The following is a 14,873-nucleotide window of genomic DNA, read 5'->3' on the forward strand; positions in this document are numbered from 1 at the left end:
CTAAATCGCCATATTGCTTCACCGTCCCGCGAACTGCGGGGCGCGCTTTTCGAGGAAGGCGGACGTGCCTTCCTTCTTGTCCTCAGTCCCGGCGCACAGGCCGAAGTATGAAGCTTCGAGGGCGAAGCCTTCGCTCTGGCTCGTGTCCAATCCCTTGTTCACCGCTTCGAGCGATTGCCTGACGGCAATCGGCGCGTTGGAGGCGATCAGCTTCAGGATGGCTTCCGCACGCGCCATGAGATCGGCTGCCGCAACGACCTCGTTGACGAGCCCAATGCGCCAGGCCTCCTGCGCGCTGATGGTCTCTCCGGACAGGATGAGCTGGAGCGCGCGGCCCTTCCCAACCAGGCGCGGCAGCCGCTGCGTCCCGCCGCCGCCGGGAAGCAATCCCAGCTTGACCTCGGGCTGGCCAAACTTCGCGTGCTCGACGGCGATTCGGATGGTGCAGGCCATTGCCGTCTCGCAACCGCCGCCAAGTGCAAAACCGTTGATTGCCGCGATCACCGGCTTGCCGAGATTCTCGATGAGATCGAGCACCTCCTGGCCGTAGCGGCTGGACCGCTCGGCGTCGATTGAACTCGCATGCGCGAGTTCGCTGATGTCGGCGCCGGCGATGAAGGCCTTGTCGCCTGCGCCGGTAAGAATGACGCCGCGCAGGGCAGCATCGTTCCGCGCATGCTCGAAAGCAGTTCGCAGATCCTTCCAGGTCGGCGTGTTCAGGGCGTTGAGCACCTTCGGCCGGTTGACGGTCACATAGGCGATCGCGCCGCGCTTCTCGTACAGGACGTTTGCGAGCGTCAGGACTTCCGTCGATGAATCGGCAGGCCCCGTCGTGGGCGAAGATGCGAGCGTCGTTGTTGTCGATGACATGTTGATCTCTCTTTTAAGGTTACGAGCCGGCGCAAAGCGCAACGGCGCGCTTGTGAGTCTCAGATGAAGGAGCTGAATCCGGTGATCGCCTTGCCGACGATCAGGTTCTGCATCTGGTATGTGCCCTCGTAGGAATAGAGTGCTTCGGCATCAGCAAAGAAGCGCGCGACGTTGTAGTCGGCGATGATGCCGTTGCCGCCGAGCACCTCTCGCGCCCAGGAGACCGTCTCACGCGCCTTGGCCGTCGTGAACGCCTTCGAAAGCGCCGCCTGCTGGTCCGTAAGCTTGCCTTCGTCGGCGAGCTGTGCTGTACGAACCACCATGCATTGGCAGGCAACGATGTTGGCGAGCATTTTCGCAAGGAGATCCTGAATCATCTGGAACGAGCCGATCGGCTTTCCGAACTGCAATCGCTCCTGTGCGTATTTGAGCGCGTGCTCGTAGGCGCCCATCTGGCATCCCGTCGCTTCCCATCCCACGTAGTACCGCGTCCCACGCAACACGCGCGCGGTGTCGCGGAACGAGTTGCCGCCCTGCAGGCGGTTCGACTCCGACACTCGAACGTCTTTGAGGGTAATCTGGCCGTTCTGGACGACTTTGAGCGCGATCTTGTTCTGCATCTTTTCGACGCTGAAGCCGGACGTCGTCTTGTTCTCGACGATGAAGCCCTTGACCTGGTTGTCGTCGACGTCGCGCGCCCAGATGATCGAGATATCGCACCAGGGTGCATTGCCGATCCACCGCTTCTGGCCGTTGAGGACCCAGGTGTCACCCTCGCGCTTTGCCGTCGTGGTGAGGCCGCCGCCGGTTCCTGAGCCGACCAACGGCTCAGTCAGGCCGAAGCAACCGATCTTTTCCAGGCGCGCCATCGGTGGCAGCCACTTTTGTTTCTGCTCCTCCGATCCATCGAGCGCGATCGAACCCATCGCCAGATGGCTGTGGACACCGAAGAAGGTCGCGATTGAGACATCGACCCGCGACATCTCTATTCCAACAAGGCCGACCACCAATTGGCTCCCGCCGGCGCAGCCATAGCCCTCATAGCCGAGGCCACCGATGCTCAGCTCCTTGAACGCGGGAAGCACTTCGAACGGGAAGGCGTCCTCGACCCAGTATTTGTTGATGATCGGCGCGACCTTGGACTCCATGAACGTGCGCACTTTCTGCAAAATCGCTCGATCGTTTTCGTTCAAGGTCTCTGCGAAGTCATAGAAATCACTGTTCGGCGTTGGAAGCTGCTTCGGGGTTTTGGTGAGCATTTGGACTCCTGTTGCTGTGTTTGAAAGCTTGGGGCGCCGGCGCACTTGCGAATCTCACACGAAGGCGCTGAACCCGGTGATCGCCTTGCCGACGATCAGGTTCTGCATCTGGTAGGTGCCTTCATAGGAGTAGATCGCTTCGGTATCGGCAAAGAAGCGCGCGACGTTGTAGTCGACCAGGATCCCGTTGCCGCCCAACACCTCGCGGGCCCAGGCGACCGTTTCCCGCGCTTTAGACGTGCAGAACGCCTTGACAATCGCTGCCTGCGCATCAGTCAGCTTGCCTTCGGTCTCCAGTTGCACCGAGCGAACCAACATAGATTGACAGGCCACGATGTTGGCCAGCATCTTCGCCAGCAGCTCCTGAATGAGCTGGAACGACCCGATCGGCTTGCCAAACTGCAAGCGCTCCTGGGAGTACTTCAGAGCATTTTCGTAGGCGCCCATCTGGGCACCGGTGATTTCCCAGCCGACGCCATGCCGGGTACCGCGCAGCACCAGCGCAGGGTCGCGAAATGTTCCTTTGCCTCCCTGGAGACGATTCGCATCGGGCACGCGGCAGTCGGTCATCGTGATCTGGCCGTTCTGCACAACCTTCAGCGCGATCTTGTTCTGCATCTTCTCGACGCTGAATCCAGGCGTCGTCTTGTTCTCGACGATGAAGCCCTTGACCTGGTCGTCGGCCACATCGCGCGCCCAGACGATCGAGATGTCGCACCACGGCGCGTTGCCGATCCAGCGCTTCTGGCCGTTGAGGATCCAGCTGTCGCCTTCACGTTTCGCCGTGGTCATGAGACCAGCACCAGTCCCTGAGCCCACCAAGGGCTCGGTCAGCGCGAAGCAACCGACCTTTTCCATGCGCGCCATCGGCGGCAGCCACTTGTGCTTCTGCTCCTCGGTGCCCGCGAGGTAGATGGAATTCATCGCGAGACCGGTGTGGACACCATGGAAGGTGCAGAACGAAACATCGGTGCGCGCGATCTCGAGGGCGATCAGGCCGAATAGCAAGGGGCTTCCGCCCGGGCAGCCGTAACCATTAATGCCGAGACCTGCGATGTTTAGCTCCTTGTACGACGGCAGCAGCTCGAACGGGAACGAGTCCTCGACCCAGTGTTTGTTGATGATGGGTGCGACTTTCGTTTCCATGTAGGCGCGCACCTTTTTTACGATCCCCCGTTCCTCGTCGCCCAGCGTTTCAGCGAATTGAAAGAAGTCGCTATTCGGCAGCGGAAGCTGTTTCGGGGCATTGGTAAGCATTTTGGGTCTCCTCTTGTTGTGGCTTGAAAGCCGGGAACCTGCGCCTGCAGCGGATCGTTACTCGGCTGCGACTTCGCGCTGAGCAACCGTCTCTGACCGCTTGCGCAGTTCGATGAGGCCGAGCAAAATCTCGTCGCGCGCATGCTCCAGCTCCTGGACGGAGCGTGATCCGACTTCGGCATGGACGCTGTCGATGAGCTTTTTTTGAACTTCCGGACTCAGCACGGGCGAACCGAGGGTCTTCCACCAGGCCGTCATCGGACCAGCGAACTGCTGGAAGAAGTGCTCGATGCCGCCTGAGCCGCCGCCGAGGTGGTTGAGCATCATGTTGCCCATGATTCCCCAGCGCAGACCCGGCCCCCAGGAGAGGGCAGTGTCGACGTCGGCGGCGCTCACGATCCCTTCGGCGACGAGGTAGTAAACCTCACGCCCCAATGCGGCCTGCAGGCGGTTGGCGACGTGGCCGGGCATCTCCTTGTTGACGCGCACCGTCTTTTGCCCGATCGACGTGTAGAATTCCGCCGCGCGCTGGATTGTCGCTTCCGAGGTCTTTGCTCCGCCGACAATCTCGGTCAGCGGGATCAGGTGCGGCGGATTGAACGGGTGGCCGATGACACAGCGCTCGGGATGCGCGGCGGCCCCCTTCTGGATTTCGCTCATGGTGAGCCCCGAAGAGCTCGATGCGATGATCACCTCGGCTGGCAGCAGCTCATCGAGCTGCCCATAGAGCTTCTGCTTGAAATCGATCCGCTCGGGCCCGTTCTCCTGGACGAGGTCGACGCCGGTAAGCGCCTCCGCGAGATCTGTGGTGAACTTGAGGTTCGACTGCGACGCTCCCGCCGACAGGCCCAAGCGCTTGAGCGCCGGCCAGGCCGTCTCCACGAACTTGCGGAGCGAGGCTTCTGCGTTCGGCGCGGGGTCGGTCGCGACAACCTGCAGGCCCTTGGCGAGAAACAGCGAGGCCCAGCTCGCGCCGATCACGCCGGTGCCGATGATGGCGATGCGGCGAATGGGTTTGGTGTTGCTCATGTCATGTTCTCCGATGCGTTCGTCAGATTTCGGCGTAGGCAATGCCGGTGAGGTTGCCCTGGGCGTAGAGGAAGTTGCGCTCGTTCTTGCCGTCGAGATCGGCGGAATAGACCGAGCCGGCGAAGTCGGTGACGAACATGCGGTTGCCGGGAACGTCGAGCGCGATGCCGATGCCCTCCATCAAGTGCGTGACCACGATTTCTGGGTCAGCCTTTGTGTCGATCGGTGCGCGATTGACGGTATTGCCGCGCGGCGGATCGCCGCGGTCGGTCCAGTAGAGGATGCGGTTCGTCAGATCGAGCTCGAGGTCGATCGGCTCGGGCAAACGATCGAACAGCACCTCGATGTCGGAGCGGTTCGCCGGGGTCTCGCCCTTCGGGATGTCGATGCCGGCGCGGAAGATGCGGCCCTGTTCGCCATTATCGGGACCCTTTTGCGTCCAGTAGATGTGCCGCCGTTTGGGATCGACGGTGATTCCGACACACCAGCGATTCTGATCCTTCCGATCGTCGTCGCCGCGGCCGGTCTCGACCAGCGTTTCGACCTGCGAGCCATCAAGGTTGGCGCGCATCACGCGCATGCCTTCACGGTCGCACCAGTAAAGCTTCTTTCCCTCCTTATCGAGGTGCATCTGCTTCGGCGTGTACGTAACGCTTTGCGGAATGATGACCTTGCGATTTCCGCCATCGAGGTCGACGCGTTCGATCGAGCCATCGTTGAGAGGGGGAACACCCATGTTGGTCCAGTAGATATGGCCCGCCTCCACATCCACGGCGATGCCGTCGGGGAGACGGCCATTCGTGACGATAATCTTGCGGTCGGAACCGTCCGGATTCATCGAGTGAATGCGGTCCCCACTCAGCTCGAGAACGAACAGTCGGCCTGAGCGGGTGGCGCCCGATGAGTTCTTCGATTGGGATGCTTCAAGTACCGTCATGATGGTTCCTTCGCTGTCACAGTTGCCTTGTCTCGAATTGACTTGCTTGATCTGGAGATGATGACCGTCATGAAAATATTTGACCCATTTGCTCCATCGTTGCGAGTAAAGGCCGGCAAATCCCGCCAAATTGCTGCAAGGCAGCGTGCGCTTGAGTCGGTCGGCTTGACCGCTGTCTCTGTGCTCCAGACAGCACAACGCGCGGCATCGGGTGATGCCGCGCGTTGCGGAGATTGCGTACTCCTACTTCTTGTCGGGCAGAGCGTAGGCGATCAGAGAATCGCCCGGAGGCGTCATCATGAAGTGATGGCCGCCCGCCATGATGGCAACGTACTCCTTACCATCCTGCTCGTAGACGATCGGCGTGGCCTGGCCACCCGCGGGGAGCACATCACTCCAAACGATCTCGCCGGTCTTGATGTCGATCGCCTTAATCAGATCGTCGGTTGCCGCCGAGATGAAGATCAGACCGCCTGCGGTCACGACCGATCCGCCATTGTTCGGCGTGCCGATCTCGAGCGGAATGAACGTCGGCATTCCGAACGGACCATTCCGCCTGGCCGAACCGAACGGACGATCCCACAGCGTCTTGCCGGTGGCGAGATCGATTGCACGGATGCCGCCATAGGGAGGCCGCGTGCAGAGCACGCCGGTCGGCATCTGCCATCCCGCGTTGACGAGGATGCCATAGGGCGTCCCTGTCTGCGCGCCCGCGCCTTCAGCGCTCGAGGCGCTTCCGGCCGCACGCGGATCACCGGCAGGGAACAGGCCCATCGCGTCCGCGTCTTTGCGGGTCACGAGCGTGTCGTAGTTCGGCATGTCGTTGTAGTTCGCAATGATCACCCCGCTGTGCGGATCGACGGCAACGCTGCCCCAGTCCGATCCGCCGTTGTAGCCGGGATATTCAAGGTTGTGGCGGCCGAGCTCCGGCGGAGTGAACGGGCCTTCATAGCGAGCGCGCTTGAAGTTGATCCGGCAGATCATCTGATCGATGGGCGAGATGCCCCACATATCATGCTCGACCAGATCGGGTTTGCGCAGCGTATGGTAACGCGAGAACGGCTGCGTCGGAGAACGCTGGCCGGGCTCCGCGCCGCCCTGCGGGACGGCCACTTCGTCGACCTGGTGCAGCGGCTTTCCGGTGACGCGGTCGAGCACGAACATGTCGCCCTGCTTGGTTGGCACCAGGACCGCCGGCACCTTGCCGCTGGCGGTGGGGAACTCGACCAGGGTCGGTTGAGAGCCGAGGTCGTAGTCCCACACGTCGTTGTGCACGGTCTGGTACACCCAGCGCGGCTTGCCCGTGTTCACATCCAGCGCGACGAGTGCGGAGCTGTACTTCTTCTCCTCATCCGAACGCAACGATGTGTGATAGTCGCCCGCCGAGTTGCCCATCGGCAAGTAGACGAGGCCAAGCTTTTCGTCACCGACACCTGTGGTCCACATGTTCGGCGTGCCCAGGGAGTAGGGCTTGCCGTCCGGCGGCAGTTTCGTGACGTCGGGCTGATTGATGTCCCAGGCAAAGCGGAGCTCGCCGGTCACCGCGTCGTAGCCGCGGATGACGCCCGATGCCGCCCAACGGCGCTGACCATCGAGCACCTGATGACCGGAGACGACTACCCCATGCACGATGACCGGGGCCGAAGTGATAGCCGCTGTTCCCGGAATGACGGGTGTGATGGCGCCCGTAGCGCTATCCTTCTGCGCCAGTCCAACCTTGAGGTCGGCCGCGCCGTCCTTGCCAAAATCCTGGCACGGCTGACCCGTCTTTGCGTCCACCGCGATCAGGCGCATGTCGAGCGTTCCCTCGATGATGCGTGCCGCACAGGCCTGGCCGGCTGTGGCCTTGGGATTTTCATAGTACGCCACACCGCGACAAGCCGCCGTGTAGGGCACCCAAGAGGTCGGGACCTCGGGATCGTGCATCCACAGCTTTTCGCCAGTCGCCGCATTCAGCGCGAACAACTTGTTCATGGGCGTGCAGCCGTAGATGGTGTTGCCGACCTTGAGCGGGGTCAGCTCCGATCCGTACTTCTTCGGAATGTCGCCGGTGTGGAAGGTCCAGACGCGCTTGAGGTCCTTGACGTTCGCGGGCGTAATCTGGGCGAGGTCCGAATAGCGTTGCCCGCCCTGGCCGCCGCCATAGGCGTTCCACTCACCCTTCTTGGGCGCATACGCGGAATCTCCGAAGACGGCGTTTGCGTGGGTCTGAGGGAGTGGGTTCGGTGCCGCCTGTTGATTGAAGATCGGGATGAGGACGCCGAGCGCGGCAACGAAGATTCCGGCGCCGATCGAACCCAGCTTTCGCACATGCCTGCCAATCGTCCTGTCAATTGCGGGAGCAGCCAGAATGGAGAGGACGAGGAGGATGAAGGGGCCGACAAGACGCGGGATCAACTCCCAGCCCGACAGGCCGACCTCCCAAAAGCTCCAAACGGCCGTGAAGGCGAATGCGCCGACATAGGTGTAGATGCCCGCGATCTTTCCCCTGATCATGAGAAAGCCCGCAGCGGCGAGCATGACGCCGACCACGACGTAATAGAGGCTGCCTCCCAGCGAGGCGAGGTAAGCGCCACCGCCTGCAAGGATCAAACCGAGCAATGCGACGATCCCGCCCAAAACCCGGGGCGTCCACGCGAGGTATTTCTGCAACTCTGATGACCGGTCTCGAGTCGCTGCTGCCGGGGCTATATCTACTGTCGAAGACATTTCGTTCTCCTTTTGGATAATCCAGGTTTCAAGAACGACGAACCGAGCCGCTCCTGCCGCCGAGCGTTTGCACGCTCCGAGGGCTCGAGGCTCAGCTCGTTGATCGCGGGTGCTAGTTCAGTTCGGCGCGGGCGTAAGAGTTGATCTCAAGACCGACGGCGATCTCGACGATGCGTGGGCTGGTCCACTTCATGATCGCTTCCTTCTGAATCGATAGCGGAACCTGCGCCGGCACTGATGATTTGGCTGCTGCGATGGTCATTTGGATCTCCTTGTTTCACGCACGAGTGCGTCGGTTTCCATTTGACCTGCATGCGCCGGAGGCGCGAGTGAAGCGCCGCAAATCGTGCCAAATTGTTGCTAGGGAGAGGGGCGGATCAGCGTACGCTGGGTCAGGAAGATCAATGGACGGTCGGCATGTCTCGGCACCGATCGATTCCATCCACTGTCTTTAGACCGGACTTCGATCTGCCCGATCCGAGCACACGACGTCGGGAGATCAGCTGAACATGCGAATGACTTCGAGTGCGCCAACGACCGAATATGCGTGAGCGGCCCTGTTGGGGTCGTTGCGGCACGTTGCACGTGTTCGGACCGAATCCCTCCCTCTCCTGAAGGCCTGGAGCACTGAAGGTGGCTCAAAAGCCAGCTTGGCCGCCCGTGTTGGTGCGCCGTCATTCAGCACGTCTCGATATGGATACATGCCTTGGAAAGCGTCCGGATCTCCAAAGGGCGGCTGAGCGAGAGCCGGGATCGCTGTCGCGGCCAACGTAAACAGATGCTGGCATTTCTCAGGCGATGCGGTACGATTTCTGCTGAGAGGCACAAGCAAAGCCCGGTCGGCCGAACTCGACTCGGAAGCCAGACCCCGGAGTCTGTCAGGTGGTGCCGCATTCGCTGAACAGTGCGTACCCGGACGGTAGCTCCCAGATCTTGTGGGAGGACGGCGAACGCATCTTCAGCCGTGGCTGGCGACTGGACGACGCGGGGAAGCGCTCTGCTGTGTTGTCCATCACTCCAGCCGCCGACCCTCCTTCCCGATCAAGCCTCGACCGCCTTGCGCACGAATACGAACTTAGGGATCAGCTCGACAGGGCGTGGGCAGTGCGGCCGATGGACTTCATTCGCGATGGCGGCCGAACAGTGCTTGTGCTCGAGGATGCAGGCGGCGAGCCACTCGAGCGGCTGCTTGGCGTACCTCTCGAACTGGGGCGCTTCTTGGATTTGGCCATCCCCATTGCTGCTGCGCTGGGCAAGCTCCACCAGCGCGGGCTCGTTCACAAAGATATCAAGCCAGTCAACATATTGCTCAACGATGGGACCGGCGAAGTGAGGCTGACGGGATTCGGGATTGCATCGCGGTTCGCGCGCGAACGCCAATCGCCTCGCCCTCCCGAGACGATCGCCGGCACACTCGCGTACATGGCGCCCGAACAGACCGGGCGGATGAATCGATCAATCGATTATCGCAGCGACCTTTACGCACTTGGCATCACCTTCTATCAAATGCTCACCGGAGCCTTGCCGTTTGCCGCCATGGACCCGATGGAATGGGTGCACTGCCATCTCGCCAGGAGGCCCGTGCCGCCTGCCGAGCGGCTGAAGGAAATTCCCGGCACCATTTCGGCGATCGTGATGAAGCTGCTCGCGAAGAGGGCCGAGGACCGCTATCAAACGGCGGCCGGCCTCGAGAGCGATCTTCGCCGCTGCCAGCGCGAATGGGCAGCGCAAGGCCGGATTGACGACTTTCCGCTCGGTGAACGTGACACGCCTGACCGGCTCGTGATTCCGGAGAAGCTCTACGGGCGGAGACGCGAGGTGGAGACGTTGCTCGCCGCCTTTGATCGCATCGTCAACGGTGGCGCCCCGGAACTGATCCTGGTTTACGGCTATTCCGGCGTTGGCAAATCGTCGGTCGTCAACGAGCTACAGCCGGTGCTGGTGCCACCGCGTGGCCTGTTCGCTTCCGGCAAGTTCGATCAGCTCAAACGCGATATTCCTTACGCAACGCTGGCACAGGCGCTTCAGAGCCTGATCCGGCCGTTGCTTGGCAAGAGCGACGCCGAGCTTGCGCCATGGCGCGACGCCTTGCAGAAGACGCTGGGATCCAACGCAGGACTGATGGTGGATCTCGTTCCGGAACTGAAGCTCCTTATCGGAGGACCATCGGCGGTCCCCGAGCTTCCGCCGAAGGACGCGCAGCGGCGCTTCCAAATGGTGTTTCGGCAGTTGATCGGCATCTTTGCTCGGCCGGAACATCCCCTGGCGCTCTTCCTCGATGACTTGCAATGGCTCGATGCGGCGACGCTCGACCTTTTGGAAGACCTGTTGATCCGGTCCGATCTCCGCAATCTCCTCATCATCGGTGCCTTCCGCGATAACGAAGTCACTGCTGCGCATCCGCTCATGCGCAAGCTGGAGGTGATCCGCGCAACCGGAAGGGTGCAGGATATCAATCTGGCCCCGCTGACGGCCGGCGATCTGGGAAGCCTTGTCGCGGACTCGCTCCGATGCAATGCGAAGGAGGCTGATCCGCTCGCAGAGCTGGTGCACGCGAAGACGGGCGGCAATCCGTTGTTTGTCATCCAGTTTCTTCACGCGCTCGCCGGCGAGCATCTCCTGGCTTTCGATCACGGCCGGGGGCGATGGTCCTGGGACATGGGAGGCATCCACGCCAAAAGATACACAGATAACGTCGTGGAGCTTCTGGCTAGAAAGTTGACGCGGCTGCCCCTCGACACGCAGGTCGCGTTGCGACAGCTCGCTTGCCTCGGCAATGTCGCAGACGTCGCTATCCTCTCGGTCGTTCTGGAAACGTCGGAGGAACAGGTGCACGCCGCTCTCTCGGAGGCCCTGCATCAACAACTGATCGACCGCCTCGAGCGCTCCTACAAGTTCATTCACGATCGGGTGCAGGAAGCCGCCTATGCGCTGATTCCGCAAGCGTCGCGCGCCGAATTGCATTTGAGGATCGGCCGCCTGCTCGTGGCACAGACAGCTCCGGAAAAACGCGGCGAAGCGATCTTCGAGATCGTCAACCAGCTCAACCGCGGCGCGTCATTGATCGCCTCAGCCGATGAGCGCGAGCAGCTCGCCCGACTGAATCTGATCGCGGGCAAGCGCGCCAAGACGTCGACGGCCTATGGCGCGGCGCTGAAGTATCTGGCTGCCGGCGCAGCACAGATGCCGGAGGATTCGTGGGAGCGCCGGCGTGAGCTCATGTTCGAACTGGAGCTGCACCTGGCAGAATGCGAGTTCTTTACCGGCGAGCTGGCCGCCGCGGAGAATCGGCTGACGCTGCTGTCAGCCCGCGCCGCCTCTACCGTGGAACGGGCGGCCGTCGCGTGCCTGCGAATCGACGTGTATACGACCCGCGGCCGGATGAGCGAAGCGGTCGCTGTCGGTCTGGAATGTCTCCAACATGTGGGCGTAGTGTGGACCGCACATCCTGCGGACGACGAGGTGCGCCGCGAATATCAGTTGATCTGGTCGAAGCTCGGCGGCCGCGCGATCGAGGAACTGGTTGACCTGCCGCTGATGACCGATCCCGCATCCCTCGCCCTTCTCGATGTTCTGACCAAGCTCGGGCCGCCGGCGGTGTTCACGGATGCAAACCTGCTGGCGTTGGTCAGTTGCGGTGCGGTCAATCTCAGCCTCGAGCGCGGCAACAGCGATGGCTCGTCCAATGCGTATGTTCGGGTAGGCATGGTCGCCGGCCCGTTTTTTGGGGACTACAAGGCCGGGTATCGGTTTGGACGGGTCGGCTACGAACTGGTCGAGCGGCACGATCTGAAGCACTTCCTGGCCAGGATATTCATGAATTTCGGCAACCAGGTGGTGCCGTGGACGAGGCATGCGCGGGGTGGTCGTGATCTCTTGCATCGGGCGTTCGATGTTGCGAACAAGACGGGCGATCTCACTTATGCGGTGTACAGCCGCGCCCATCTGAACTCCAACCTGCTCATGGTGGGCGATCCGCTCGACGAGGTTCAGCGCGAAGTCGAACTGGGACTGGCGTTGGCGCAGCAGATGCAGTTCGGACTCGTCATCGATGTCATCGCGACGCAGCTTGCGCTGGTCCGAATGTTGCGCGGGTCGACACGCCGGTTCGGCTCTTTCGACGACCAGCAATTCGATGAAGGCCTGGTCGCAAGCCGTTTATCCGGCAATCGGAACCTGGCATTTGCGGAGTGCTGGTATTGGATTCGCAAGCTGCAGGGGGGCTTCCTGGCCGGCGACTTTTCTGCGGCCGTCGACGCGTCCCTCAGGGCGCAACCGCTGCTCTGGACATCGCTGCCAGCCATCGAATTCGCGGAGTATCACTTTTACAGCGCGCTCGCGCGCGCGTCATCCTGTGACTCCGCTTCAGCCGATCAGCGCCGACAGCATTTGGAGGCTCTGGCATCCCATCGTGAACAGCTCGGCATCTGGGCGGAGAACTGCCCCGAAAATTTCGAGAACCGCGCCGCCCTTGTCGATGCCGAGATTGCCAGATTGGAAGGTCGCGAGCTGGATGCCGCACGGCTTTACGAGCGGGCGATCCACTCGGCTCAAACAAATGGCTTCGTCCACAACGAAGCGATCGCCTATGAGCTGGCCGCCCGCTTTTACGCGGTGCGCGGTTTCGAGGCAATCGCACATCTCTACCTGGAAAACGCTCGTCACTGTTACTTGCGATGGGGAGCAGATGGAAAAGTGCGACAACTCGACCAGCTCCATCCGCGGCTAAGGCAGGACGCGCGCGCGCCAGCCTCAGCGGCTACGATCGAAGCGTCGGTCCAACAGCTCGATCTCGCAACAATGATTGAAGCCTCGCAAGCGCTTTCTGGCGAGATGGTCCTGGAAAAACTCATCGACAAACTCATGCGCGCGGCCCTCGAGCATGCCGGCGCCGAACGAGGTCTGCTGATTGTACCGCGAGGCGATGAGCTGCAGATAGAGGCGGAAGCGATCGCCGGTGGAGACGATATAATCGTGCATCTGCGGGACGGGTCGTCCTACAGTACAGCAGCGTTGCCGGAGTCGTTGGTTCGGTATGGAACGCGCACCCATGAGATTGTGATTCTCGATGACGCTTCATCTCAGCATGCATTCTCTGCGGAACCCTATATTCTTCAGAGCCATGTCCGTTCTATTCTCAGCTTGCCGTTAATCAATCAGGGTAAGCTCACAGCGATTCTCTACCTCGAGAACAATCTGACGCCTAACGTGTTCACTACTGACCGCGTCGCCTTATTGAAGGTGCTGGCGTCGCAGGCGGCAATCTCGCTCGAAAACTCGCGGCTTTATCGCGATCTCGCAGATCGCGAAGGCAAGATCCGGCGCTTGGTGGACGCAAACATCATTGGGATCATCACCGCCGACTTCGAAGGCCGGGTTTTTGAAGCCAATGACGCGTTTCTTCGCATCGTGGGATATGACCGTGATGACTTGGCGTTGGGCGACGTGCGCTGGACCGAACTGACTCCGCCGGAATGGCGCGACTGCACTGCGCGCGCCCACGAAGAGTTAAGGAGAACTGGCGTGGCGCAACCCATCGAGAAGGAATACTTTCGCAAGGATGGCAGCCGCGTGCCCGTGCTGATCGGCTATTCATTGTTCGACGAACGAGGCAACGGCATCGCGTTCGTGCTCGACCTGACTGAGCGCAAGCGGGCCGAAGAGGCAATGCGTGAAAGCGAGCGAGGTTTGCGCTCGGCAATTGACGGTATACCAGGTCTCGTCGGCGTCCTGGCTCCTAATGGCGAGGTCGAAGCCGTCAATCGCCAAATCATTGAATATTGCGGCCAGTCGCTGGAGCAGTTGAGAAATTGGGGAGCAAACGGAACAGTCCATCCCGACGATCTTCCCTACGTCGCCGAAATGTTCACAAAGTCGATCGCCTCTGGGGTTCCGTACCATCTCGAACAACGCCTGCGACGCTTCGACGGGGAGTATCGATGGTTTGACAACCGCGGCGTTCCAATTCGCGATGACTCCGGGCGTATCACGCGATGGTATGTTCTCCTGACCGACATCGAAGATCGCACGCAGGCGCTGGCGCGATTGCAGCAGATGCAATCCGATTTCGCGCACATGAACCGTGTGAGCATGATGGGAGAGCTGGCAGCCTCGCTCTCTCACGAGATCGCGCAGCCGATCGCAAGCGCGCGCAATAACGCCCAGGCGGCCCAGAATTTTCTGAAGATGCAGCCGCCGAACCTAGGCGAGGTCGAGGAAGCACTAGCCTGTATCGTTGCGGACGCAGATCGATCCGGAGACATCATCGATCGCATCAGAGAACAGATCAGGAAGGCGCCGCCCCGAAAGGAGCGTTTTGATCTCAACACGGCGATCAGCGAAGTGATCGTATTAGCGCGAAGCGTGACCCTCAGGAATGGCGTTTCGGTTCAAACCCGGCTCGCGGAGGGATTGCCGTTGGTTCCGGGGGATCGCATTCAGCTGCAGCAAGTCCTGCTGAATCTGATTCTCAACGCATCTGAAGCAATGAGCTTGGTTGAAGAGGGAGCACGAGAGTTGTTGATCAGCACCGAGCAAGACCAGGCAGGCGCCCTCGTGGCCGTCCGCGATTCTGGGCCGGGCATTGATCCTGCGCATCTCGATCAGATCTTCGACGCGTTCTATACCACGAAGTCCAGTGGAACGGGCATGGGACTCTCGATATGCCGCTCCATCATCCGTGCGCATGGGGGCAAGCTGTGGGCGGGAGCGAACGAGCCTCGCGGCGCCGTAATTCAGTTCACTCTGCCTGGGGCCGAAAAGGAATGACGAGAGCGCGGAATGCCGAAGTCTGATGGATGGTTCCGCATTGG

8 protein-coding genes are annotated in these 14,873 nt (G+C 61.1%); 1 reads left to right on the forward strand and 7 read right to left on the reverse strand.

All coding sequences use genetic code 11. The features are described 5' to 3' along the window. Positions 1-18: 18 nt before the first annotated feature. The 7 genes from YUU_RS0135670 to pqqA form a co-directional block, all read right to left on the reverse strand. Positions 19-870, reverse strand: coding sequence for an enoyl-CoA hydratase-related protein (locus YUU_RS0135670; protein ID WP_084801691.1), 852 nt, complete (start codon positions 868-870; stop codon positions 19-21). Positions 871-929: 59 nt separating this feature from the next. After that, positions 930-2,129, reverse strand: a complete 1,200-nt coding sequence (locus YUU_RS0135675; RefSeq protein ID WP_027526646.1) for an acyl-CoA dehydrogenase family protein — start codon at positions 2,127-2,129, stop codon at positions 930-932. Between the two features lie 54 nt (positions 2,130-2,183). Then, positions 2,184-3,386, reverse strand: a complete 1,203-nt coding sequence (locus tag YUU_RS0135680) for an acyl-CoA dehydrogenase family protein (protein WP_027526647.1) — start codon at positions 3,384-3,386, stop codon at positions 2,184-2,186. A gap of 57 nt (positions 3,387-3,443) precedes the next feature. Further along, a complete protein-coding gene (locus YUU_RS0135685) occupies positions 3,444-4,415 on the reverse strand; it encodes a 3-hydroxyacyl-CoA dehydrogenase NAD-binding domain-containing protein (protein ID WP_027526648.1) in 972 nt (323 codons plus the stop codon). Positions 4,416-4,437: 22 nt separating this feature from the next. Beyond that, positions 4,438-5,352, reverse strand: a complete 915-nt coding sequence (locus YUU_RS0135690; RefSeq protein ID WP_027526649.1) for a hypothetical protein — start codon at positions 5,350-5,352, stop codon at positions 4,438-4,440. Between the two features lie 243 nt (positions 5,353-5,595). Continuing rightward, positions 5,596-8,061, reverse strand: coding sequence for a membrane-bound PQQ-dependent dehydrogenase, glucose/quinate/shikimate family (locus tag YUU_RS0135695; RefSeq protein WP_084801692.1), 2,466 nt, complete (start codon positions 8,059-8,061; stop codon positions 5,596-5,598). A gap of 112 nt (positions 8,062-8,173) precedes the next feature. Beyond that, on the reverse strand, positions 8,174-8,323 hold the full coding sequence (gene pqqA, locus YUU_RS61600) for a pyrroloquinoline quinone precursor peptide PqqA (RefSeq protein ID WP_063621783.1): 150 nt from the start codon (positions 8,321-8,323) through the stop codon (positions 8,174-8,176). A gap of 620 nt (positions 8,324-8,943) precedes the next feature. Between pqqA and YUU_RS52720 the strand changes: the two genes are divergently transcribed. After that, positions 8,944-14,829, forward strand: a complete 5,886-nt coding sequence (locus YUU_RS52720) for an AAA family ATPase (RefSeq protein ID WP_051390055.1) — start codon at positions 8,944-8,946, stop codon at positions 14,827-14,829. The last annotated feature ends 44 nt before the right edge of the window (positions 14,830-14,873 follow it).

This window comes from Bradyrhizobium sp. Ec3.3, from assembly GCF_000472925.1.
In the GTDB taxonomy this organism is placed as follows: Bacteria; Pseudomonadota; Alphaproteobacteria; order Rhizobiales; family Xanthobacteraceae; genus Bradyrhizobium.

Excerpts from the sequence above, each read along its gene's own strand:
- YUU_RS0135670 (WP_084801691.1), bottom strand. The coding sequence starts at position 870 with ATGTCATCGACAACAACGACGCTCGCATCTTCGCCCACGACGGGGCCT.
- YUU_RS0135675 (WP_027526646.1), bottom strand. The coding sequence starts at position 2,129 with ATGCTCACCAAAACCCCGAAGCAGCTTCCAACGCCGAACAGTGATTTC.
- YUU_RS0135680 (WP_027526647.1), bottom strand. The coding sequence starts at position 3,386 with ATGCTTACCAATGCCCCGAAACAGCTTCCGCTGCCGAATAGCGACTTC.
- YUU_RS0135685 (WP_027526648.1), bottom strand. The coding sequence starts at position 4,415 with ATGAGCAACACCAAACCCATTCGCCGCATCGCCATCATCGGCACCGGC.
- YUU_RS0135690 (WP_027526649.1), bottom strand. The coding sequence starts at position 5,352 with ATGACGGTACTTGAAGCATCCCAATCGAAGAACTCATCGGGCGCCACC.
- YUU_RS0135695 (WP_084801692.1), bottom strand. The coding sequence starts at position 8,061 with ATGTCTTCGACAGTAGATATAGCCCCGGCAGCAGCGACTCGAGACCGG.
- pqqA (WP_063621783.1), bottom strand. The coding sequence starts at position 8,323 with ATGACCATCGCAGCAGCCAAATCATCAGTGCCGGCGCAGGTTCCGCTA.